19 protein-coding genes are annotated in these 22506 nt (G+C 63.5%); 15 read left to right on the top strand and 4 right to left on the bottom strand.

What is annotated here, in order from left to right; all coding sequences use genetic code 11:
- Window positions 1-13 precede the first annotated feature (13 nt).
- Window positions 14-799 (bottom strand): methyltransferase domain-containing protein, encoded by a 786-nt coding sequence (locus EV286_RS03415; protein ID WP_132955588.1) that lies wholly within the window; start codon window positions 797-799, stop codon window positions 14-16.
- A gap of 114 nt (window positions 800-913) precedes the next feature.
- Between EV286_RS03415 and EV286_RS03410 the strand changes: the two genes are divergently transcribed.
- The 11 genes from EV286_RS03410 to EV286_RS03360 all read left to right on the top strand — a co-directional run bounded on the left by EV286_RS03410 (window position 914) and on the right by EV286_RS03360 (window position 13858).
- Window positions 914-2050 (top strand): ABC transporter substrate-binding protein, encoded by a 1137-nt coding sequence (locus tag EV286_RS03410; RefSeq protein ID WP_132955587.1) that lies wholly within the window; start codon window positions 914-916, stop codon window positions 2048-2050.
- A gap of 6 nt (window positions 2051-2056) precedes the next feature.
- The gene (locus EV286_RS03405) at window positions 2057-3127 is read left to right on the top strand and encodes an iron ABC transporter permease (RefSeq protein ID WP_132955586.1); all 1071 of its coding nucleotides are present in this window, start codon (window positions 2057-2059) and stop codon (window positions 3125-3127) included.
- Window positions 3121-3873, top strand: coding sequence for an ABC transporter ATP-binding protein (locus EV286_RS03400; protein WP_132955585.1), 753 nt, complete (start codon window positions 3121-3123; stop codon window positions 3871-3873). The genes EV286_RS03405 and EV286_RS03400 overlap by 7 nt, the downstream gene beginning before the upstream one ends.
- A gap of 237 nt (window positions 3874-4110) precedes the next feature.
- A complete protein-coding gene (locus EV286_RS03395; RefSeq protein ID WP_132955584.1) occupies window positions 4111-4449 on the top strand; it encodes a hypothetical protein in 339 nt (112 codons plus the stop codon).
- A gap of 17 nt (window positions 4450-4466) precedes the next feature.
- Complete coding sequence (locus EV286_RS03390; RefSeq protein WP_165932770.1) at window positions 4467-7751, top strand: sensor histidine kinase; 3285 nt, start codon at window positions 4467-4469, stop codon at window positions 7749-7751.
- On the top strand, window positions 7748-8377 hold the full coding sequence (locus tag EV286_RS03385) for a response regulator transcription factor (protein WP_132955582.1): 630 nt from the start codon (window positions 7748-7750) through the stop codon (window positions 8375-8377). The genes EV286_RS03390 and EV286_RS03385 overlap by 4 nt, the downstream gene beginning before the upstream one ends.
- Before the next feature lie 304 nt (window positions 8378-8681).
- Window positions 8682-10211 (top strand): ABC transporter substrate-binding protein, encoded by a 1530-nt coding sequence (locus tag EV286_RS03380; RefSeq protein ID WP_132955581.1) that lies wholly within the window; start codon window positions 8682-8684, stop codon window positions 10209-10211.
- Window positions 10212-10298: 87 nt separating this feature from the next.
- A complete protein-coding gene (locus tag EV286_RS03375; protein ID WP_165932769.1) occupies window positions 10299-11240 on the top strand; it encodes an ABC transporter permease in 942 nt (313 codons plus the stop codon).
- Complete coding sequence (locus tag EV286_RS03370; protein WP_132955580.1) at window positions 11240-12109, top strand: ABC transporter permease; 870 nt, start codon at window positions 11240-11242, stop codon at window positions 12107-12109. Before EV286_RS03375 ends, EV286_RS03370 begins: the two co-directional genes overlap by 1 nt.
- Complete coding sequence (locus EV286_RS03365) at window positions 12110-13318, top strand: amidohydrolase/deacetylase family metallohydrolase (RefSeq protein WP_132955579.1); 1209 nt, start codon at window positions 12110-12112, stop codon at window positions 13316-13318.
- Window positions 13319-13345: 27 nt separating this feature from the next.
- Window positions 13346-13858, top strand: coding sequence for a RidA family protein (locus EV286_RS03360; RefSeq protein WP_132955578.1), 513 nt, complete (start codon window positions 13346-13348; stop codon window positions 13856-13858).
- Between the two features lie 11 nt (window positions 13859-13869).
- Here EV286_RS03360 and EV286_RS03355 read toward each other — a convergent pair whose 3' ends face one another.
- The gene (locus tag EV286_RS03355) at window positions 13870-14703 is read right to left on the bottom strand and encodes an IclR family transcriptional regulator (RefSeq protein WP_132955577.1); all 834 of its coding nucleotides are present in this window, start codon (window positions 14701-14703) and stop codon (window positions 13870-13872) included.
- 111 nt (window positions 14704-14814) lie between these two features.
- Between EV286_RS03355 and EV286_RS03350 the strand changes: the two genes are divergently transcribed.
- Both EV286_RS03350 and EV286_RS03345 read left to right on the top strand, forming a co-directional pair.
- Window positions 14815-16011, top strand: coding sequence for an aminotransferase class V-fold PLP-dependent enzyme (locus EV286_RS03350; protein ID WP_132955576.1), 1197 nt, complete (start codon window positions 14815-14817; stop codon window positions 16009-16011).
- Between the two features lie 38 nt (window positions 16012-16049).
- Window positions 16050-17888, top strand: coding sequence for an ABC transporter ATP-binding protein (locus tag EV286_RS03345; RefSeq protein WP_132955575.1), 1839 nt, complete (start codon window positions 16050-16052; stop codon window positions 17886-17888).
- Between the two features lie 3 nt (window positions 17889-17891).
- On the opposite strand, the gene EV286_RS03340 is transcribed toward EV286_RS03345, so the two are convergent.
- Window positions 17892-19532 (bottom strand): Na+/H+ antiporter, encoded by a 1641-nt coding sequence (locus EV286_RS03340; protein WP_132955574.1) that lies wholly within the window; start codon window positions 19530-19532, stop codon window positions 17892-17894.
- 437 nt (window positions 19533-19969) lie between these two features.
- On the opposite strand from EV286_RS03340, the gene EV286_RS03335 reads away from it, so the two are divergent.
- Entirely contained in the window at window positions 19970-21046 is a 1077-nt protein-coding gene (locus EV286_RS03335) for a GH25 family lysozyme (RefSeq protein ID WP_132955573.1), read from the top strand.
- A gap of 139 nt (window positions 21047-21185) precedes the next feature.
- Entirely contained in the window at window positions 21186-22076 is an 891-nt protein-coding gene (locus EV286_RS03330) for an ankyrin repeat domain-containing protein (RefSeq protein ID WP_132955572.1), read from the top strand.
- Window positions 22077-22113: 37 nt separating this feature from the next.
- Here EV286_RS03330 and EV286_RS03325 read toward each other — a convergent pair whose 3' ends face one another.
- On the bottom strand, window positions 22114-22470 hold the full coding sequence (locus EV286_RS03325; RefSeq protein ID WP_132955571.1) for a DUF1491 family protein: 357 nt from the start codon (window positions 22468-22470) through the stop codon (window positions 22114-22116).
- Window positions 22471-22506 lie beyond the last annotated feature (36 nt).

Below are 22506 nucleotides of genomic sequence, written 5' to 3'. Positions count from 1 at the left end.
GCCGAAGTGCGTCCTACTTCGGCTTGACGGCACAGATCGCATAGCGATCCTGCACCAGTCGCTCGAGGCCGCGAAGGAACGGCATCTTGCGCGCTTGCGCCCAGTGGATGTCGGAAAGCTTGCGATCGACCGTGACCTTCTCGAAGCCGGCCTTGTGCAGCAGGTCGACGACGGCCTGCGCCGGCATCTGGTCGGAGAAATAGACGCGCGAGCGAATATTCTGGTGCCGCGCCATCATTGCCGGCGTCATGTGGCTTGCCGGCTGATTGCCGCTTACCTTCGTCCAGAGCTTCTGCGGGCCCTTGACCCAGGTCTCCTTGCCCATGTTGCCGTCGACGATCAGCACCTTGCCGCCGGGCTTCAATACCGAAAACCACTCCGCAAATGCCTTCGGCGGATCGACCAGCGTCCAGACCAGGTGGCGGTTGGTGATCACGTCGTAGCTTTCCTTCGGCTCCATGGTGTTTTCGGCGTCACCGGAAACAAAGCGGATGTCCGTGCCGCGCTTCTTCGCCTTGGCGCGCGCCTGCGAGAGCATGGCGTCCGACCAGTCGAGCCCCGTCACCTTGAAGCCGGTGTCGTGCATCAGGTGCGAGATCACCGCAGTGCCGCAGGCAAGATCGAGTGCGTCGCGCCCCTGCCCCTCGCCGAGGTGCTTGCGGATCAGCCGGCGCCAACCATTCCGCTCTGCCTCGGAAAAGATTTCGTGGCCGACGCTCTCGTCGAACGTCGCCGCGCGATCCGACCAGAAGTCCCGGATTTCATCGCGAATGGAATAGTTGGAGTTCATCGAATTCATACTGGTGCCCCGGCAATCCGAATAGTTTGGAAAGTCTCTAAAACATAAAACTTGATTCACAAAGTCATATTTCTTATGCCTGCGGACATTATCAGGCACCGGGGGAGTTTCCAGATGAATCTTGTAAAACGGCTTGCAACTTCAGCATTCCTGCTCGCGACGCTTCTGTCCGCACCGGTCATGGCGCAGTCCTTCACCATTACCGACGTCGCCGGCCGCGAGGTCACCTTCGACAAGCCTGTCGAGCGCGTCATCCTGGGTGAAGGCCGGATGCTCTATGCCGTCGCACCGATCGAGAAGGAGGATCCCTTCGCCAAGATCGTCGGCTGGCGCAATGACCTCTGGACGACCGACAAGGACGGCTTCGAGACCTATGTTGCGAAGTTCCCGAAAGGCAAGGAGCTGCCCTTCCTCGGCAACCTGACCGACGGCACGCTGCAGACGGAGACGGTTGTCACGCTGCATCCGGACGTCATGCTCCTGCCCATCGGTAACAAGGCGGCTGCCGACGAGGTCAAGCTCGAGGACATGCTGAGCGGCATCGGCGTCAAGATCGTCTACATCGATTTCCGGGAGCACATTCTCGCCAACACCGAGCCGAGCCTGAAGATCCTCGGCAAGATCTTCGGCCATGAGGATCGCGCCGAAGCCGTCGCCGCCTACTGGAAGGAGCAGATGGCGCGCGTGACCGACAAGCTGAAGGAAGCCAATCCGCCGAAGCCGAATGTCTTCATGTACCGCGCGGCCGGCCTCGTCGAGTGCTGTGGCACCTTCGGCCCCGACAATTTCGGCCTGATGGTGGACTGGGCCGGCGGCCACAATCTCGGCTCCGATTTCCTTCCCGGCTACACCGGTTCGATCAATGCCGAGCAGGTCGTCGCCTCCAACCCGGATATCATCGTCGCCACCGGCTCCAACTGGAGCCAGACCAAGGACGCCAAGAACTACGTCAATGTCGGCCCGGCCGCGGCTGCGACCGCCGACGACAGCCGCAAGGCGCTGAACGCGCTGGTCGAGGCGCCGGCCTTCACCGGCTCCAAGGCAGTCGCGAACGGCAACGTGCACGCGATCTGGCACCAGTTCTATACGAGCCCCTACCAGTTCGTCGCCGTGCAGCAGATGGCGAAGTGGTTCCACCCCGAGCTGTTTGCCGATCTCGATCCTGATGCGACCTTCAAGGAGTTCCACGAGAAGTTCCTGCCGGTCGCCTACCAGCCAGGCTACTGGGTCGACGCCCAGGTCGGCGAGTAAGGGCAGATGGCCGAAGTGGCCGCGACACCGATCGACGCCGAGGCCGGGCGGGAGCGCTATCGCGCCCTTGCCCGGCGCAAGCTCGTCATCCTCGCCGCCATGGCGGCTGCGCTCTGTCTGTCCTTTGCGGTAGACCTTGCCTGGGGACCGGCGCGATACGGCCTCGGGGAAGTGGTCTCGGCGCTCCTCGACCCCTCCTCCGTCTCTCCGCAGGTGCAGGCGGTCGTCTGGAACATCCGCATGCCGGTCGCCGTGATGGCGATCGTCGTGGGTGCGGCCCTTTCGGTCGCCGGCGCGCAGATGCAGACCATCCTCGCCAATCCGCTTGCGAGCCCCTTCACGCTCGGCATCTCGGCGGCGGCGAGCTTCGGCGCGGCGCTCGCGATCGTCACCAGCGTACCGCTGCTGCCGGTCGCCGCCGGCATGCTCGTGCCCGTCAATGCCTTCATCATGGCGCTGGTCGCGACGCTCTTCATCCATTTCATCTCGCAGGCGCGCGGCGTCTCGGTCCAGACCGTCATCCTGCTCGGCATCGCGCTGGTCTTCACCTTCAACGCGTTGCTTGCCTTCGTGCAGTACCTCGCTTCCGAGCAGGCGCTGTCGGCCGTCGTCTTCTGGACGATGGGCAGCCTTACCAAGGCCACCTGGCCGAAGATCGGGGTGACGCTTGCGGTGCTCCTGATCGCGCTGCCGCTCTTTGCCCGCCATGCCTGGGCGCTGACCGCAATCCGTCTCGGCGAGGACAAGGCGGCAAGCTTCGGCGTCAATGTCCGGCGCATCCGGCTGGAAACCATGCTGATCATCTCGCTGCTCGCTGCCGTGCCGGTGAGCTTCGTCGGCACCATCGGCTTCGTCGGCCTCGTCGGCCCGCATATCGCCCGGATGATCCTCGGGGAGGACCAGCGCTTCTTCCTGCCCGGCTCGATCCTGTCAGGTGCGCTGCTGCTCTCGCTCACTTCGATCGTGTCGAAGTCGATCATTCCGGGCGTCGTCTTCCCGATCGGCATCATCACGGCACTTGTCGGCGTACCCTTCTTCTTCTCGCTGATCCTCTCGAACCGGAGCCGCTCATGGTAGCGCTGCAACTGCAATCGGTCGGCGCCTATCACGGCCGCAAGCTCTTCGTAGAGGACGTGACGACCCCGGTGATGACGTCGGGCGAACTGATTGCCGTCATCGGTCCGAATGCTGCCGGCAAGTCGACGCTCTTCAAGCGCATCACCGGCCTGCTGCGCGGCCCCGGGGAAGTGGTCGTCGAGGGCACGAGCGCGAAAAACGCCATCAGCTACATGCCGCAGGACACCTCCGCCAACGCCGTTCTGACCGTCTACGAATCCATCCTGCTTGCCCGCAAGCAGGGGCAGTCCTGGGCCGTCAGCGACGGCGACCTGCGCCTGATCGACGAGATCATGAAAGCGCTCAACATCACTTCGATCGCCTTTCGCGATCTCGGCGCGCTGTCCGGTGGCCAGCGCCAGCTGGTCTCTATCGCCCAGGCACTGGTGCGCGAGCCGGAAATCATGCTGATGGACGAGCCGACAAGCGCGCTCGACCTTCACCGGCAGGTCGAGGTGCTCGACTTCATGCGGCGGCAGGCGCGTACCAGAGGCATGATCGTGCTGATCGCCATCCACGACATCAACCAGGCGCTCCGCTTCGCCGACAAGGTGCTGGTGATCGCCAACGGCCGGATGCGGGCCTGCGGCGAGCCGCGCGAGGTGGTGACCGTCGAGATGCTGCGCGAGGTCTACAAGGTCCATGCCCGCATCGAAAAATGCTCGATGGACCACGACCACGTCATCGTGGACGGCACGGCGCACTAACCGGGTGCCCGCGCCCTCTGGCGGCAAACCCCTCGAAAGAGGGGTAAACTGGAACTCTCGAAACGGATCTCGCATCCCCCCTCTTTCGAGGGTGGACTAGCGCATATTAGATTTTACTATGGAAGCTTAAGAAAAGGCACCGAGGCAACATCACTCGGCCAGGTATTGTCGCCTGAAGACACTACCAAAGAGCCAAGTCTTGCCGCGAATCCTCGTTCTGCCAGAAGGTGACGCAAGATGAGTTCCATCAAGCCAGACATGCTTTGCGACTTGCTCGACGCCGAGGTCTATGACGGCTCGCGCGACCTGTTCGGAGCACTGGGCCAGATCGAAGGCAACCAGAGCGGCGCCGATGCCATTCGCTTGCACGGCATCCAGCTGTCTACGGAAGATTTGCAGGACATAAGCCGCCTCGTCGGCATCATCTGCATCGGCGTGCATGCAAATTTCAATTGGCTCAATGCCAGGGAACCAGATGCGGAAGCCGCGAAGCTGACGGCCACCAGATTGATTGCACAGACCCGAGCCTTGCGCGAACTGGTGGGCAAGCTCGGCCCCAGTCCATCTGACCGATAGCATTCCCTATGTCGCCAATGCCCTCAGACCGAGTTTCGGAGCCGCGCATCGAAGGGTGGCGCGGCGTCCTGCCTGACCTGCCGTCGACGGTCAGGGCGCTCTCGGGGGGCGCCAAGGCATTGCTCCGGACTGCTTTCTGCGCGGTGCTCCTCGTCATCCCCGTCATGCTTTCCAGCCCGACCATGGCGCAGGAGAAGCCTGCCGTCATTGTGGCCGCGGTCGATCCGGAGATCGTCGACATTCCGGTGCAGGACGGAAACGACATCAGGTTCCGCAAGCTCAGCCTTTCCCAGGGACTGTCGCAGACGCGCGTCTCGCACATCGTCCAGGACAATGACGGCTATCTCTGGTTCGGCACGCAGCACGGCGTGAACCGCTACGACGGCTACGGCTTTCGCGTCTTCAAGCACGAGCAAGGACAGCCCGACAGCCTGAGCGGCATCTTCATCTATTCGCTGTTCAAGGACCGGTCGGGGACGATCTGGGTCGGCAGCGACCAGTTCCTCGATGCCTTCGACAAGGCGACCGAAACCTTCCGGCATTACTCCTTCGATCCGGCAAACCCGACCGTCATCCATATCAGCGAGGACCGGCAGGGAAACCTCTGGCTTTCGACCGGACGCGGGCTCTACCGCCTCGATCCGAAAAGCGGAAAGGCCGTGCGGTTCGGCCATGATCCCAAGGATCCGGCGAGCCTTTCGAGCGACGACGTGAAGTCCTCCGGTGAGGACCGCGAAGGGACATTCTGGGTCGCCACCAGCGCGGGGCTCGAGGCATTCGACCGGGCGACCGGCAAGGTGACCAGGCGCATAACGCTGCGCGAGGAGGTGCGGGAATTTTCCTTCCACGAGGACAGGCACGGCACTTTCTGGGTGATCTACGGCTCCGGAAACGGCCTTGCCGTCTACGACCGCAAGGAAAACAAGCTCATACGCTATGCCTTCGCGGGGCAGGACGGCGGCAAGAGCCTGACCGGCGTCTACGCTATCCTCGAGGCCAGCGACGGCAACATCTGGCTGGCGACGATGGGCGCGGGCCTTCTTCGCTTCGATCGCGACAACATGCGGTTCATTCGCTACAAGAATGATCCGAACGATCCTCAGAGCCTTTCCGAGAACCGCGTGATCGCGCTGTTCGAGGATGCCGAGGGCAATATCTGGACCGGCCTGCACGCAACGCCGCCCAACAGCTTCCCCACGGACGCCGCCCCATTTCGCACGCTCTGGCCCTCGCCCGGCCACGTCGACAAGCTCGGCGAGGCGCTCGTCAACACGATCTACGAGGACCGCTCGGGCGCGATCTGGCTCGGTGCCGGCGGCGCGCTGAACCGGCTCGACCCCCAGACCCGGACCGTGGAGGTCTTCACGCCCGCCGGGCCGAATGCATCGATCGAAGTCCTCGCCATCGCCGAAGACTCCAATGGCACGCTGTGGATCGGCAGCCTCGGCGGCGGCCTTTATGCCTTCGACCCGGCAACGCGGCAATTCAAGGCATATCGCTACGATGCCGCAAATCCGCAGGGTATCAGCAGCGACATCGTTACTCGGATCCTCGTCGACAGGTCAGGCGAGCTCTGGCTTGCGACCTGGAACGGCATCAACCGTTTTGACCCCGCGACGGGGGATTTCACGACCTACAAGCAGGATCCCTCGGCAAGTGCCGAAGCGTATTTTTCGATCGTCGAGGACGAGAACGGCCGGTTCTGGCTCGGAACAACCGCCGGACTGGTGAGCTTCAATCCGCGCGACGCGACGTTCACCGCCTACAAGCACGATGCCAACGACCCGCAAAGCCTGAGCAACAACGTCGTCAATTCGGTCTACGCACCCGGCGGCGGAGTCATATGGCTCGGCACGCAGAACGGCCTCAACCGGCTGAACGTGGAGAGCGGAAAATTCGACGTGTTCTACGAACGCGACGGGCTTGCCGGGAACGCCGTCAGCTGCCTGCTCGGCGGCAATGACGGCCAGCTCTGGATGAGCACCAACCGCGGCATTTCCAGGATGAACGTCAACCAGCGGAGCTTCGACAGCTACACCACGGCGGACGGGCTCCCCGGCAACGACCTCACCGGGTGGAACGCTTGCAATTCCGGGCGATCGGGCAAGATGTACTTCGGCGGCTTTGCGGGAGCGACCGTCAACAATGCAGGCGCCCTGGGCCATGACGAATTCGTGCCTCCCGTCGTCTTCACCGACCTGCAAGTGGGGACACCGCCGAATGCGGTGCCGCCCAAGTTCACGCATGCGAGTGGCGATCAGCCTGCGGCGGTTACGGTTCCCTATGACGAGAGGGACATGACCGTATCCTTCTCGGCGCTCAGCTATCGCAGCCCGGAAACGACGCGCTACCGCTACAAGCTCATGGGCTACGACAGCGAATGGCATGCGGCGACCAGTGACCAGCGCACGATCAGCTATGCGGCACTCCCCGCCGGCAGCTTCACGCTGCGCGTCCAGGCTGCCACCACGCGCGGCAACTGGAACATGCCGGGCGCCAGCATGCAGATCGTCGTGCTGCCTCCGTGGTGGCAGAGCTGGTGGGCGCGGCTGACGGTCATCGGCATTCTCCTGGCCGGCCTCGTCTCGCTTTACCGCTACCGCGTGGCCAAGGTTGCCGCCCAATACAACATCCTCCTCCAGGAGAGGATAAGCGAACGCAACCGGCTGGCGCGGGACCTGCACGATACCTTGTTGCAAAGCTTCCAGGGCCTCATCTACAGACTTCAGGCGGTGCGCCATTCCCTCCCCCACCAGCCCGCGGCGGCCGCAGCGATGCTCGATGTCGTTCTCGACAAGAGCGACGAGGCCATCATCGAAGGAAGAAACGCAGTCCAGGCGCTCCGCGATTCCACGCACGCGGATTTCGACATCGTCGCAGCGGTCAGAAGCGAGGCCGACGAACTGGCAAAACTGAATCCCGGCAATGCGGCGAGCTTCAAGCTCGATGTCCACGGCCAGCCCTTCGACCTCGACCCCAAGGTCAGGGACGACGTCTATCGCATCGTCCTCGAGGCCTTGAGGAATGCGTTCAGGCATGCGGGCGCATCTTCCATCGACTGCGAGTTCATCTTCACCGATACGGACCTGCGCATCCAGGTGCAGGACAATGGCAGCGGCATCCGCACCGGCGCCGGAGAAGACGGCGCGTCCGGCAAACGGTGGGGCCTAGCGGGCATGAAGGAGAGGGCCGAGAAGATCGGCGCGCATCTGCTGATCGAAAGCCACTCCGGCAAGGGAACGAAGATCGAGCTTGTGGTAAAGGGCTCCCGCGGGGGCTGGGGACGGAATCTCAGGGCATGACGGCGCGCGAACCGATCAAAGTGCTTGTGGTCGACGATCACCACCTGATCAGGGAGGGCATCGCCGCGCTTCTGGCAAGCCAGGACGATATCCTCATCGTCGGCGAGGCGGCGGACGGGCACGAAGCGATCAGCCAGTTCGAGGCATTGATGCCGGATGTAATGCTTCTCGACCTGCAGATGCCCGGTCTCGGCGGACTGGAGGCGCTTGCGGTGATCAAGAGCCGCCATCCTTCCGCACGGATCATCGTGCTGACGACCTATGACGGCGACCAGTTGGCAAGCCGGGCCATCAACGCCGGAGCGCAGGCCTATATCCTCAAGAGCTCGGTTCGGCGCGAACTGCTGGACACGATCAGGGCGGTGCAGCGAGGCCAGAAATATGTCGGGGCCACGGTTGCGGCAAAGCTCTCCGACCATGCGGGCGAGGACACGCTGACAGCCCGCGAGATGTCCGTTCTTTCGCTGATCGCCGGCGGAAACTCGAACCGGGTGATCGGCGAGAAGCTGTCGATAAGCGAGGAGACGGTCAAGGGACACGTCAAGAGCATCCTTGCGAAGCTGCATGCCAAGGATCGAACGCACGCCGTCGCACTCGGGATAAAGCGCGGAATCATCGACCTCTAGGTCGCGAAAGCCGCAACCGGCTGCAGCGCATTGCGCGTCTGCAAAGGTTCTTCCTCAATCGAGGATTTCACATAAACTATTATAATTGCTTGCTATTTTATGCGCTTTCGCTCTGCCGCTGCACGCGCGAGACGACGCTTGGCTGTTCCAAGCCTCACCTCCCTCTCCTCGATTTCCATGCACGCGCGCGCCCATAGCCGTGCATGGGCAACATTTCCCTGTTGACAGCGGGAGATGAGGCGATAGTCTATTATAAAGACTTATATAACACAATAGTGGAACAAATAGAAACCGGGAGTACCTTATGAAGAAGACCCTTGTCGCATTCCTTCTCGGCACCGCTCTCATTGCCCTGCCATCCACCATGATGGCCCAGGAAAAGGGCGGCGTCATCAATGTCGCGACGATCGGCGAGCCGCCGACGCTCGACCCGATGTCGTCCACTGCCGATCTCGTCGGCATCGTCACCCAGCACATCTTCGAGACGCTCTACACCTTCGACAAGGGCTGGAAGGTAACGCCCCTTCTCGCTGAAAACCTGCCCGAGATCAGCGCCGACGGCAAAACCTATACCATCAAGCTGCGCACCGGCATCAAGTTCCACGACAATAGCGACATGACCTCCGAGGACGTGGTCGCCTCGCTGACGCGCTGGACGAAGCTCGCCTCGCGCGGCAAGCAGGCCGGAGGCTTCATCGAATCCATCGCCGCTGTCGATCCGGCCACCGTGAAGATCACGCTGAAGCAGCCATACGCGCCGCTGACCTCGCTACTCGCCTTCAACAATTCGGCCGCGATCATCATTCCCTCCGAGAAGCAGGACGAGCCGATGAAGGAGTTCATCGGCACCGGCCCGTACATGCTGAAGGAGCGCAAGGCCGACCAGTATATCCAGCTCGTACGCTTCGACGGCTACAAGTCCCGCGACGGCGAGAGCGATGGCTACGGCGGCGCGCGCCACCAGTATCTCGACGAGATCCGTTTCGTGCCGGTTCCCGATCCCAACACCCGCGTCGAGGCCGCGGTCTCCGGCCAGTACGACTATGTCGATTCCATCCCTGTCGAATCCTTCGACAAGCTGAAGGGATCGACGGCGTCGCAGCCGGTGATGCTGAAGCCCTTCGGCTATCCGGTCTTCGTCTTCAACACCAAGGAAGGCGTGGCCCAGAACGTCGAGGTCCGCAAGGCGATCCGCCAGGCGCTGAGCATGGAAGACATGATGGCAGCCGCCTTCGGCAGCACGGATTTCTACGCGCTCGACGGCGACATCTATCCGGAGCCCTATGCCTGGCACACGGATGCGGGCGTCGAGGGCGCATACAACCTCGCCGACCCGGAAGGGGCTGCCGAGGCCCTGAAGAAGGCTGGCTACAACGGCGAGCCACTGCGCATCCTGACGAGCCGCCAGTACGAGTTCCACTACAAGATGGCGCAGGTGGCGGCCGAATACCTGAAGCTCGCCGGCTTCAACGTCGACATGCAGGTGGTCGACTGGGCGACACTGACCCAGCGCCGCACCGACCCCAAGCTCTGGGACATCTACATCACCCACAGCCCCTTCCTGCCGGAACCGGCGCTGATCGGCTCGCTTTCGCCGAGTTCGCCCGGCTGGTGGGATACGCCGGCACGAAAGAGCGTCGTCGATGCGTTCACGTCCGAGGTGGATCCGGCCAAGCGCGCGGAGCTCTGGGCCAATGTCCAGAAGACGGTCTATGACGAAGCCCCCTTCATGAAGATCGGCGACTTCAATGCCGTCGCGGCGAAGTCGACCAAGCTTGAAGGCGTTGATCCGGCTCCGTGGCCGTACTTCTGGAACGCTTCGATCAAGAAGTAACCATCCGCCAGGCTGGATACCGGCCCTGACCGGCCGGTATCCTTCATTTTTCATGCGCGCCGCCTCAGGCAATCGGATCGGGCACTCATGATACGCTACATTCTCCAGCGCCTCTTCGGCATGATCGTCGTGATGTTCCTCGTCGTCACGATCGTCTTCATCATCGTGCGCGTGACGCCGGGCGACCCGGCCGCCGTCATGCTCGGACCCGATGCGACACCGCAGGACATCGCGGAGCTGCGCACCCGTCTCGGCCTCGACCAGTCGCTCGGCCTGCAATATGCCTATTACATCGGGTCGTTGCTGAAGGGCGATCTCGGCCAGTCGATCTTCCTCAACATGCCGGTGACCTCGGCGCTGCTTGACCGCGCCGAGCCGACCTTCTTCCTCACTCTGTTCTCGCTGCTCATCGCAAGCGCGATCGCGCTGCCGATCGGCATCTATGCCGCCCATCGACGTGGCTCCCTCGTCGACCAGGCGGCAACGACGCTCGCCATGCTGGCGGCGAGCATTCCAAGCTTCTGGCTCGGCCTCATCCTGATGCAGGTCTTCGCGGTGCGCTTCAACCTCTTCCCGGTCTCGGGCTATGGCGGCCCCGGCTCGACGTTCCTGGAGCGGATGTATCATCTCAGCCTGCCGGCCATCGCGCTCGGCATCGTCTCCTCGGCGCTCATCCTGCGCTTCACGCGTGCCTCGATGCTCGACGTGCTCGGCGACGACTATATCCGTACGGCGCGGGCCAAGGGTCTCGTCGAGCGCCGCGTGGTGCTGAAGCACGCGCTGAAGAACGCGCTCATCCCGATCCTGACCGTGCTCGGGCTGACGGCGGCGGTGCTGATCTCCGGGGCGGTCGTCACCGAGACCGTCTTCGGCCTTCCGGGCGTCGGCAGCCTCGTCGTCTCGGCCGTGCTGCGCCGCGACTACCCGGTCATCCAGGGCGCGCTTCTGGTGATCGCCGCGCTCTACGTGCTGATCAATTTTGCGATCGACATGCTCTATCTGCTCGTGGATCCGAGGGTGCGCTACTGATGACAGCCATCGTTTCCAAACCCGTCCAAAGCGACCGCAGCAAGTTCCTCCGCCGTCTCCTGAAGCGCAAGACGGTCGCCCTCGGCCTGCTGATCCTGACGATCTTCGTGCTGCTTGCCGTCTTCGCGCCGCTGGTGGCGCCCTATTCGCCGTCGAAGCTTTCGATCGTCAACCGGCTGAAGCCGCCGAGCGGCACGTTCTTCTTCGGCACCGACGAGTTCGGCCGCGACGTCTTCTCGCGTACCATCTATGCAGGGCGGCTGTCGCTCATGGTCGGCATTGCGGTCGTGACGCTCTCAGCAGTGATCGGCGTCACGCTCGGCCTTCTCGCCGGCTTCTTCCAGCGGCTCGACACGCCGATCGCGCGCCTGATCGACGCGATGATGGCATTCCCGGACATCCTTCTAGCGATTGCGCTGGTCGCCGCCCTTGGCCCATCGCTCGCGACGGTCATCATCGCGCTTTCGATCGTCTATGCGCCGCGCCTTGCCCGCGTCGTGCGCGCCTCGACGCTGGTGATCCGCGAACTGCCCTATGTGGAGGCGGCGCGCGCGCTCGGCATATCGACGCCGCACATCCTCACGCGACACGTGCTGCGCAACCTGCTTTCGCCGATCCTGGTGCAGGGCACCTTCCTCTTCGCCAATGCGATGCTCGCCGAAGCGGGTCTCTCGTTCCTCGGCCTCGGCGTCAGCCCCGAAATTCCGACCTGGGGAACGATGATCGCCGCCGGCCGGCAATATGTCGGCCAGGCCGACTGGATGACGCTGTTTCCCGGCTTCGCCATCATTCTTTCCGTGCTCTCGCTCCAGATGGTGGGCGACGGGCTCAGGGACATTCTCGACCCAAGACTTCGAAAGGACCTTTAAATGACCGGTGAAAAAGCGGGCAAGCCGCTCCTGCTCACCAATGTGAAGCCCATGGCGTTCGGCGCAGCGGCCCCCACCGCCCCGATCGACATTCTCGTCGACGCGGACGGCCGCATTGCGGACTTCGGCCCTGCGCTTGCCGTTTCGACCGACGTCACCCGCATCGACGGCAAGGGCGCATGGATCTCGCCAGGCTGGACCGACCTCCACGTCCACATCTGGCACGGCGGCACCGACATCTCGATCCGCCCGTCCGAATGCGGCGCCGAGCGCGGCGTGACGACGCTGGTCGACGCGGGCTCTGCCGGCGAGGCCAATTTCCACGGCTTCCGCGAATACATCATCGAGCCGTCGCGCGAGCGCATCAAGGCGTTCCTGAACCTCGGTTCGATCGGCCTCGTCGCCTGCAACCGGGTCACCGAGCTGCGCGACATCCGTGATATCGACCTCGACCGCATCCTCGAATGCTATGCCGAAAACAGCGAGCACATCGTCGGCCTGAAGGTGCGCGCCAGCCACGTCATCACCGGCTCCTGGGGTGTGACCCCGGTCAAGCTCGGCAAGAAGATCGCCAAGATCCTCAAGGTGCCGATGATGGTGCATGTCGGCGAGCCGCCGGCGCTCTACGACGAGGTGCTGGAAATCCTCGGCCCTGGCGACGTCGTTACCCATTGCTTCAACGGCAAGGCCGGTTCGAGCATCCTGGAGGACGAGGACCTCTTCAACCTCGCTGAACGCTGCGCCGGCGAAGGCATCCGCCTCGACATCGGCCATGGCGGGGCATCCTTCTCCTTCAAGGTGGCGGAAGCCGCGATCCAGCGGGGCCTCCTGCCCTTCTCGATCTCGACGGACCTGCACGGCCACTCGATGAACTTCCCGGTCTGGGATCTTGCGACCACCATGTCGAAGCTGCTGTCGGTCGGCATGCCTTTCGACGCGGTCGTCAATGCCGTCACCCATGCGCCGGCCTCGGTCATCAAGCTTTCGATGGAAGACCGGCTGTCGAAGGGCGCGCGCGCGGACTTCACGATCTTCGACGTCGTCGATTCCGACCTGGAGGCAACGGATTCCAACGGCGATGTTTTGGTGCTGAAGCGTCTTTTCGAACCGCGCTACGCGGTGATCGGCCATGAGGCTATCGCGGCAAGCCGGTACGTGCCCCGCGCCCGCAAGCTCGTTCGCCACAGCCACGGTTATTCCTACCGGTAGCACCCTGCCGGTCGCCAACAATTTCGCATGACAGGAGTTTGCGTGAACACGTCTTCAGCAACAACGGGAAGGGCGCCGAATTCGCCCTATGAGAGGCTCGCGGAGCTCGGCATCGAGCTTCCCGCCTCGCCGCCGCCGATCGCCAATTTCGTGACGCATGTGCGCGAGGGCAATATCCTCTATCTTTCCGGCCAGGGACCGAGGGAAGCCGACGGGTTCATGCACTCGGGCAAGGTCGGCGCCGAAGTTGCCGTCGAGGAGGCCTACCGGCATGCGAGGCTTACCGGCATCAACCTGCTTGCCGTCATGCACGAGGCGCTCGGCGACCTTTCAAGGGTCAAGCGCGTCGTCAAGCTGCTCGGCATGGTGAACGCGACGCCGACCTTCGGCGACCATCCGAGCGTCATCAACGGCTGCTCGGACCTGATGGTCGCGGTCTTCGGCGAGGCGGGAAAACACGCCCGCTCGGCCGTCGGCTTCGGCTCCCTGCCCGGCAACATCACCGTCGAGATCGAAGCGATCGTGGCGCTGCAGGATTGACGAAGGGGATTTCAGTGGTTGCGCCAGCCCATCAGGCTCTCGATCTTTTCCGCGGAGGCCATCACACGCTTCGTGTAGCCGCCTTCGTCGGCGAAGGCCTTCTGCTCCGGCAGGACGATGGAAATGGTCGCAATGCACTTGCCTTCGCTGTCGCAGATCGGGGATGCGATGCAGGCGACCGCATAGTCGGACTCCCCTGCCTGGATCGACAGACGCGCCTCGAAGGCACGCGCGGCGGCAGAAGAAAGGGTGTCCGGATCGACATCCGCCCGACCCGTCGGCGAGGAACGGGCGCAGCGCTTGAAAAGATCGATGCGGTCACCTTCCGACAGGTGCCCGACCAGCAGCCGGCCGGAGGCGGTCCAATTGAGCGGGACGCGCGTCCCGACACGGGAGGTGACCTGGAAATGGCTGGGACCATCCGCCATGGCGAGCACCAGCATGTGGTCGCCGTCGCGTCCGCAGAGCTGGACGGTCTCCCCGGACTGGCGGCAGAGATCGTGCATTTCGTGGGTGGCGACGCTCATGAAATCCAGCGAGCGGGCATAGGCGAGGCCATAGTGGTAAAGCCTCGAGCCGAGCCAGATCGTGCCGTCGCTGTTGCGGGTCAGCATGTTCTTCTCGACGAGGTCGTCGACGATGACATAGATGGTCGACAGCGGCGCCTTCACGGCCTTGGCGATGGCATAGCCACCGGCCGGCGCGCCAGTCTCGTAGAGATAATCGATGATCTGCAGGGCACGATCGATGCCGCTGACGCGGGAACGGCGCGCACCCTTGACCTCGATCCCCTCGCTGGCGTCCTCTCCATCGGAGTAACCGGTCGATGATGTCTTCGCTTCCAATTCAACGCTCCCGTTTCGAACTTGCGAGCCTATTACATTACTATGGCATAGCGATGGACGAGGCAAAACTCAACCATTCTCTTTGCAGAACAAAATATCCTGGAGATTACAATGGCAGATGACATTCGCACCACGATCGGCCTTCGTCCGGTCATCAATGTTTCGGGCACGATGACGAGCCTTGGCGCGTCGATCGTCGTTCCCGAGGCGATCGCCGCAATGTCGGCGATCCTGCCGCAGTTCGTGGAGATCAACGACCTGCAGCGCAAGGCAAGTGCCGTGATCGCCCGGCTGACGGGCGGCGAGGCAGGCTTCGTCACGGCCTCCTGCTCGGCCGGCATCAGCCTTGCGGTCGCGGGTGCGATCACCGGCAACAACCTGCTCGCGATCGAAAAGCTGCCGGACGCAACACCGGAGAAGAACGAGGTCATCGTTCAGATGGGCCATGTCGTGAGCTACGGCGCGCCCGTCGACCAGGCGATCCGGCTTGCCGGCGGCAAGGTCGTCCTCGTCGGCCAGGCGACCTCGACACACCGCTTCCATATGGAGAACGCCATTACCGAGAAGACGGCCGCCGCGGTCTATGTCGTGTCGCATCATGTCGTCGACTACGGCCTGCTGAACCTCATCGAGTTCGTCGAGATCGCGCATGCCAAGGGCGTTCCTGTTATCGTCGACGCGGCTTCCGAATATGATCTCAAGCTCTTCCTGGCGCAGGGGGCGGACATCGCGCTTTACTCGGGCCACAAGTTCCTGGGCGGCCCGACCTCCGGCATCGTCGCCGGAAACAAGGAACTGGTGCGCAGCGCCTTCCTGCAGAACATGGGCATCGGCCGCGGCATGAAGGTCGGCAAGGAAAGCGTCTACGGCGTCATGGCGGCACTGGAAGCCTGGGAAAAGCGCGACCACGCCGGCATCCGCGAGCGCGAGACCGGCTACCTGAACCTCTGGAAGCGGACGCTCGACGGCCGGCCGGGCGTGACTGCGCTGATCGAGCCCGATCCGACCAACAATCCGCTCGACCGCATGCGCGTAATCATCTCGGCCGCGGAAGCCCACATCACCGCATGGGATCTTGCCACCGCCCTCGCCCGCGGCGAACAGCCGGTGATCGTGCGCGACCACGAGGTGGAGCACCACTACTTCTACCTCGATCCCTGCAACCTGCATCCGGGCCAGGAGACCATCGTGGCACGCCGCCTTGCCGAGGAACTGGACAGGGCGCGGGCATCCAACGAGATCATCGCGACCCCCTTCGAAAACCGCAGCAAGCATCGCTTCGACAGCGTCCTGCGCTGGCCGGACTGAGCCCCGGCCGCAACAACGACAAGAAGAAGGGAACGATCATGAGCGCCACAGAGGCAAGAGCCATCCAGACCGCCGAGCCGGTTCTGTCCGTTCAGAACCTCACCACCTCCTTCCTGGTGGACGGGGAATGGAAACCGGTGGTGCGTGACGTTTCCTTCTCGGTTGCGCCGGGGGAAACGGTTGCGATCGTCGGTGAGAGCGGCTCCGGCAAGAGCGTCACCTCGCTGTCGATCATGCGGCTGCTCGCTGCCGATTCCAGCCGCATCGATGGGCGCGTGATGCTGGGCGGCCGCGATCTGCTGCAGCTTCCCGAAGCGGAAATGCGCAAGGTCCGCGGCAATGATGTCGCCATGATCTTCCAGGAGCCGATGACGAGCCTCAACCCGCTCTTCACCATCGGCGACCAGATTTCGGAAGCACTGCTCTGCCATTCGCCGATGAGCAAGGCGGAGGCGCGCGCCGAGACGATCCGGCTGCTGGAAAAGGTCCGCATTCCGTCGGCCGCCTCGCGCTTCGACGAATACCCTCACCGCTTCTCGGGCGGCATGCGCCAGCGCGTGATGATTGCCATGGCGCTCGCCTCCAGGCCGAAGCTGCTGATCGCCGACGAGCCGACGACGGCGCTCGACGTCACCATCCAGGGCCAGATCCTCGACCTCATCAAGACGCTGCAGGACGAGGAAGGCACCTCCGTTCTCTTCATCACCCACGACATGGGTGTCGTCGCCGAAATCGCCGACCGCACCGTCGTGATGTATCGCGGCGAGCAGGTGGAAACCGGGGAGACCAGCGACATCTTCTTCCGGGCAAAGCATCCCTATACGCGGGCGCTGCTCTCGGCCGTGCCGGTGCTGGGCTCGATGGCGGGGCGCAAGCGGCCGCTTCGCTTCCCCGTCGTGGATACGGCGACCGGCAAGTCCGACGTGCCGGTAGAGGTCGCCGACACGGTGGCTGTCAACAAGCGCCCGGTGCTGGAAGTCAGGAACCTGACCAAGCGCTTCGACATCCATTCCGGCCTGTTCGGCCGGCTGACCGGCCGGGTGCATGCGGTGGAGAACGTGTCCTTCGATCTTCATGCCGGCGAGACGCTGTCGCTTGTCGGCGAGAGCGGTTGCGGCAAGTCGACGACGGGACGCGCGATCATGCGATTGATCGACGCCCAGAGCGGCTCGGTGCGCGTCGACGGCGAGGAAGTCCTCTCCCTCGACAAGAAGGGATTGCGCGAGATGCGCAAGACCGTGCAGATGATCTTCCAGGATCCGTTTGCGAGCCTCAATCCGCGCATCCGCATCGGGGCGGCGATTGCCGAACCCTATCTCGAGCACAAGATGGGAACGGCCCAGCAGGCCCGCGTAAAGGTTGCCGACCTCCTGGAGAAGGTCGGGCTTTCGCCGGACATGGCATCCCGCTTCCCGCATGAATTCTCAGGCGGCCAGCGCCAGCGCATCTGCATCGCCCGCGCGCTTGCCCTCGACCCCAAGGTGATCGTCGCCGACGAGAGCGTCTCGGCGCTCGACGTTTCGATCAAGGCGCAGGTGATCAACCTGCTGCTCGACCTGCAGCAGAGCATGAACCTCGCCTTCCTGTTCATCTCCCATGACATGGCGGTTGTCGAGCGTGTCAGCCACCGCGTCGCCGTCATGTATCTCGGCGAGATCGTCGAGATCGGGCCGCGCGAAGCCGTCTTCAGCAACCCGAAGCACGACTACACGAAGAAGCTGATATCGGCCGTGCCTGTTCCCGATCCGGACCGCCGGCGCACAAGGGGCGGATCTGCGAACGAGGAGATCAAGAGCCCGATCCGGCCCGTAGACTACCGGATCCAGCCGCTCGACTATCGCGAGGTCTCGCCGGGACATCTGGTGGCGATCAACTAGCTCTCACGGCGTACTGAACCTCGACTCCAGCAGGTCTACCTCGCGGACTAGCTTGCGGGTGGTCTCCTCCGGCAGCTTTCCTGAGCGGGCAATGCGATAGAGTTCGGCGCGTTCGGCGTGAAGCGCCACGAGCCGCAGACTGCGCTCGATTTCCTCGTCCTTTCGGGACGCATCGGCCTCCTCGCCGGTTTTCGAGCGCGCCTCGATACGCTGGCGGTAAAGCACCATGATCCGCGAAGCGACGCCCATGTAGAGATCGGCATCCTGGCGGCCGGCTCCCATCTCCCGGAGGCGGCGGTCGATCGCTTCGATCGCAGCCTGGGCAGCGGCAACGCGCGCGGCGTCCTCCTCCTTCTGGCTCGAGGCCTCGGGCGGGAGCTTTGCGTGGCGGATCAGATACGGCAAGCCGACATTTGCCGCGACGAGCGAGACGACGATGACGCCAGCGGCCAGGAAGATGGCAAGATCGCGGGCCGGAAAGGGCGAACCGTCCTGGAGGGTAAAGGGTAGCGTCAGGACACCAGCCAGGGTGATCGCGCCGCGTACGCCCGCGAGCGAGGTGGCCGCGATCAAGCTCCAGCCCGGCGCCTGGACCGTCTGGCGTTTGCGGGCCGCGCGGAAGAGGATGAGGGCAAGCGAGGCCCATACCCACAGAAAGCGCAAGGCGGCCAGCGCGCAGGCGATACCCAGCACATAGGCAAGCAGCCACAACACTTCCTGTTGACCAGCCTCGCGCGCGACCCGCGCGGCACCGGCGACTATGCTCGGCAGTTGCTCCCCCAGCAGCACGAAGATCATCCCGTTGCCGGCAAAGGCGACCGCATCCCACACGGCGGCGCGGCGCACGCGCGTTGTGGCGAGCGCCCGGCCGGACTTCTCTTCGTAGCCCATAACGATGCCGGCGGCGACGGCGGCAAGAATGCCGGAGGCCTGAATGGATTCGGCCGCGACATAGGCGCCGAAGGGAATGAGCAGACTGATCAGGATCTGGGAGCCTGTCTCCTCGCCGAAGCGCTGCGACACCCAGTCCTTAGCCCTTGCGGCCGACCAGGTGATGAGGACGCCGACCCCGATGCCGCCGGCAGCCAGCCAGAGGAACACCCCGGAAGCTTCGACGAGGGAGAAGCCTCCGGTGAGCGCCGCCACGACGGCAAAGCGCATGCAGACAAGGCCCGAGGCATCGTTCAGCAGCGACTCGCCTTCGAGGATATGCATCAGCCGCTTCGGGAACGGCGTTCGGGCGGCGATCGCGGACACACCCACCGCATCGGTCGGCGAGAGCGTGGCGGCAAGTGCAAAGGCAACGGCAAGCGGCATGGCCGGGATCATCCAATGGATGAAATAGCCGGCACCGATCACCGTGAAGACGACGAGGCCGAGCGCCAGCGCAATGATGGTGCCCTTGTCGCGGAGCAGGCCTTCCTTCGGGATGCGCCAGCCATCGAGGAAGAGCAGCGGCGGCAGGAACGCCAGGAAAAAGATATCGGGCTGCAAGACAACGTGGAAATCGAAGGTCCAGGCAACAAGGGCGCCGAGTGCGATCTGCACGAGGGGCAGCGGCACGGGCATTGGCGACATGCGCGCAAGGGCGCTGCTCGCCACGACGGCAAGCATGAGAAGCAGGGTTATGCTGATGGCCTCCACGGCGCACTCCGGAAAAAGGTTGATCCCAGCGGGATGGCGGCGGGGCGGAGCGGTGTTCGGGGCAACCGGCAGCCGACGCCGGGAATATCCTGTCAGCAATGCGACGACAGGCAAGAGTGCACGCTGTCGCCCCGCAATGAATTGGGCGCGATTCAAAAAATCGCCGGGCAATCCGCCAAACAAGCATCACGATTGCGTAAACGGAACTCGCCACGCCCAGGTTTTGCGGACGCATTTTGCCGGGAGAGACAGGATTCGCCGCCGCACTGCCGCTTTGGCGACGTTGCCGGTTTCGAGGCGTCAGTGCTGCTCGATGGCTGCCGGCAGCAAGTTGCTGCGGCGTAAAGATAGGATTCAGCTTTTTCTAGTAATTCTCCGTTAGCAATTCCGATCAATGGTTTCCGGCGGCAAGCATTCCGCCAGTGAGGTGTTTCCGGGTGCGGGTTACGAAGCGTCTATCGGCTGTGCCGGCAATCTTTCTCGCCTGTCTTTCATTGTCGGGCTGCACGTCCAGTTCCGGGCCGGATAGCCTTCTGACCGGGCTGCCGTCACGAGAGACCACGAGCTCCGTAGCTCAGCCTGCCCGCCCCGTGCCGGCCGCCGCCGTGCCCGCCGCGCCGGTGCCCGTTGCGGACATGGGCGGAGCGGCCCCGCAACCCGCCCCGCCGCAGGAAGTTCTCGCCTGGGCAGGAGCGGTTCCGACGCCGCAGGCCTTTACGCCGGCCGCCGGAGCAACGACCACGCCACTTCCGGCCGAAAGACCCGTCGCGCTGCAGATGCCCGCCGCTCCCCAGCCCCGGACGAAGGCTCCCTCGCGCTCCCAGATCTACGCGCATCGCTTCCGCGACGCCAAACCCATCAATTTCGGTTCCGTCTCGCCGAGAAAGCTTGCCGTGCACGGCGTCGACGTATCCCGCTGGCAGGGTGACATCGACTGGGAAAAGCTGCGCACGCAGGGGGCGAACTTCGCCTACATCAAGGCGACGGACGGCGGCGACCATCTCGACCCGATGTTCCGCACGAACTGGCGCGCGGCCAAGCAGGCCGGCATGAAACGTGGCGCCTATCATTTCTTCTATTGGTGCCGGACGGCCGGCGAACAGGCAGACTGGTTCATCCGCAACGTTCCGAAGGAGGCCGATGCGCTTCCGCCGGTCATCGACGTCGAATACAATGGCGAGTCCGCCTGCAAGCGGCGCATTTCGCGTGCGAAGGTTCTGGAAAAAATCCAGGTCTTTGCGGACAAGCTGGAACGGCATTACGGGCAGCGCCCGATCATCTATACCGCTCCCGACTTCTATCGCGACAACCTCAAGGGCGAGTTCCTGGACTATCCTTTCTGGCTGCGTTCGGTCGCCGCCCATCCCTCCAAGATCTATGCCGGAAGAAAGTGGCTGTTCTGGCAATATTCGGGCTCAGGGCTTTCCCACGGCGTCGAGGGCAAGATCGATCTCAACGCTTTCCATGGCAGCGAGGACGACTGGCACGACTGGGTCGCGGGCCGCTCGACCTGAGACCGGACGGGCACGCCCCGGGCCACCGCGACACGGCGGCCCGGGGGCGGCGACCGGGCTAGCCGCGAGACAATTTCCGCATAATTTGCTATGATAAGTGCCGTGTTCATCCTTCGGCCCGTCGTGAGGGGGGAAGCCGATGCGTTCGAACCTGCTTCTCCTGTTGACGTGTCTCTGTCTCATCCCGCTGACATCCCGCGCCGCGCCCATTCACGACGCAGCGAAGAAGGGCGACGTCGCGGCAATCACGGCAGCGCTTGATGCAGGCGCCGATGTAAACGAGACGGACGGGTCCGCACCGCCGCTCTTCTTCGCGGTCAGGAGGATGCACCTTGCGGCGGCCAAGCTCCTCATCGACCGCGGTGCCGATGTCAATGCCCAGACGCAGTGGGGTCCTGCGCTGATGCCGGCGGTGACAAAGGGCAAGATCGACCTGATCAACCTGCTGCTGGCGAATGGCGCAAATCCAAATTCGAACTGGGATGGCGAAGCCGTCCTTCACATCGCCGCCAAGCAGGGTTGCCTTACCTGCGTGAAGGCATTGGTCGAGGCGGGCGCGGACGTGAACGCGCAAACCAAGGACAAGAAGACGCCTCTTCATCTGGCAAAGCTGCGTGGGCATGGCGACGTCGCCGACTATCTCGTTGCGCACGGCGTGGTCTTCCCGAAACCGGGCCCGATATCACCCCGGCTGGCGGCCGCAGATGTCGAGAAGGGCAAGACCTACTTCACCGGTATCTGTGCCGGTTGCCACAGCATCGAACCGCAGGGGCGCGTCAAAATCGGACCGACCCTTTGGGCCGTCGTCGGGCGCGACAAGGCATCCCTGACGCAGATGAGTTACTCGGAGACCTTGCGAGCCTGGGGTGGTGAGTGGACCTATGAGGACCTGAACATCTATCTTTACGGTCCCATGCTTACGACGCCAGGGGTCTACATGGAGACACCCGGCGTTCCGAACGACAGCGAACGGGCCAATCTGATCGCCTACCTGCGCACCCTCAGTGACAAGCCGATACCGCTACCCTGAGCATCACACCTTGGCACCAGCCCGAGGCGACAGGGCGTCAAAGCGGGTTCTTCCGCTCCTCGGCCAATGGCACGATGCCGTCGAGGTCGTCCGCCTCCAGTTCCACAATCCACAGGTCGGGATCGAACTTCGCCTCCCGCGACAGCATCTCGCGGATTTTTTCCGAGTCGGCGCGACCGAGACGGATTTCGAAGAGGCGCTCGCCGCTCTGCTCGTCGTCGAAGAAGCTCTGGGGCGCCGGAGCGTAAAGCGTTTCCTGCCCGTCGCGGTGGCGCTGGCGCAGGAAGATCGCGCCTGCCTCCTCCGCGCCCCTGCGCTCGACCGCCGCAAAATCGCCCCGTGCAAAGAGGCGGCGAACAATGGCCGAGACGAAGATATCGGTTCGCAATCTCATGGAATGGCTATAGAGGGTTTCATCGCCAAAAGGAAA

This window comes from Rhizobium sp. BK251, assembly GCF_004345245.1.
Classification (GTDB): Bacteria; Pseudomonadota; Alphaproteobacteria; order Rhizobiales; family Rhizobiaceae; genus Rhizobium.
This window is presented reverse-complemented; position numbering and strand designations above follow the sequence as displayed.

Bases quoted from the DNA above. Each gene is read 5' to 3' on its own strand.
- EV286_RS03415 (WP_132955588.1), bottom strand. From the start codon at position 799: ATGAATTCGATGAACTCCAACTATTCCATTCGCGATGAAATCCGGGAC.
- EV286_RS03410 (WP_132955587.1), top strand. From the start codon at position 914: ATGAATCTTGTAAAACGGCTTGCAACTTCAGCATTCCTGCTCGCGACG.
- EV286_RS03405 (WP_132955586.1), top strand. From the start codon at position 2,057: ATGGCCGAAGTGGCCGCGACACCGATCGACGCCGAGGCCGGGCGGGAG.
- EV286_RS03400 (WP_132955585.1), top strand. From the start codon at position 3,121: ATGGTAGCGCTGCAACTGCAATCGGTCGGCGCCTATCACGGCCGCAAG.
- EV286_RS03395 (WP_132955584.1), top strand. From the start codon at position 4,111: ATGAGTTCCATCAAGCCAGACATGCTTTGCGACTTGCTCGACGCCGAG.
- EV286_RS03390 (WP_165932770.1), top strand. From the start codon at position 4,467: ATGCCCTCAGACCGAGTTTCGGAGCCGCGCATCGAAGGGTGGCGCGGC.
- EV286_RS03385 (WP_132955582.1), top strand. From the start codon at position 7,748: ATGACGGCGCGCGAACCGATCAAAGTGCTTGTGGTCGACGATCACCAC.
- EV286_RS03380 (WP_132955581.1), top strand. From the start codon at position 8,682: ATGAAGAAGACCCTTGTCGCATTCCTTCTCGGCACCGCTCTCATTGCC.
- EV286_RS03375 (WP_165932769.1), top strand. From the start codon at position 10,299: ATGATACGCTACATTCTCCAGCGCCTCTTCGGCATGATCGTCGTGATG.
- EV286_RS03370 (WP_132955580.1), top strand. From the start codon at position 11,240: ATGACAGCCATCGTTTCCAAACCCGTCCAAAGCGACCGCAGCAAGTTC.
- EV286_RS03365 (WP_132955579.1), top strand. From the start codon at position 12,110: ATGACCGGTGAAAAAGCGGGCAAGCCGCTCCTGCTCACCAATGTGAAG.
- EV286_RS03360 (WP_132955578.1), top strand. From the start codon at position 13,346: ATGACAGGAGTTTGCGTGAACACGTCTTCAGCAACAACGGGAAGGGCG.
- EV286_RS03350 (WP_132955576.1), top strand. From the start codon at position 14,815: ATGGCAGATGACATTCGCACCACGATCGGCCTTCGTCCGGTCATCAAT.
- EV286_RS03345 (WP_132955575.1), top strand. From the start codon at position 16,050: ATGAGCGCCACAGAGGCAAGAGCCATCCAGACCGCCGAGCCGGTTCTG.
- EV286_RS03330 (WP_132955572.1), top strand. From the start codon at position 21,186: ATGCGTTCGAACCTGCTTCTCCTGTTGACGTGTCTCTGTCTCATCCCG.
- EV286_RS03325 (WP_132955571.1), bottom strand. From the start codon at position 22,470: ATGAGATTGCGAACCGATATCTTCGTCTCGGCCATTGTTCGCCGCCTC.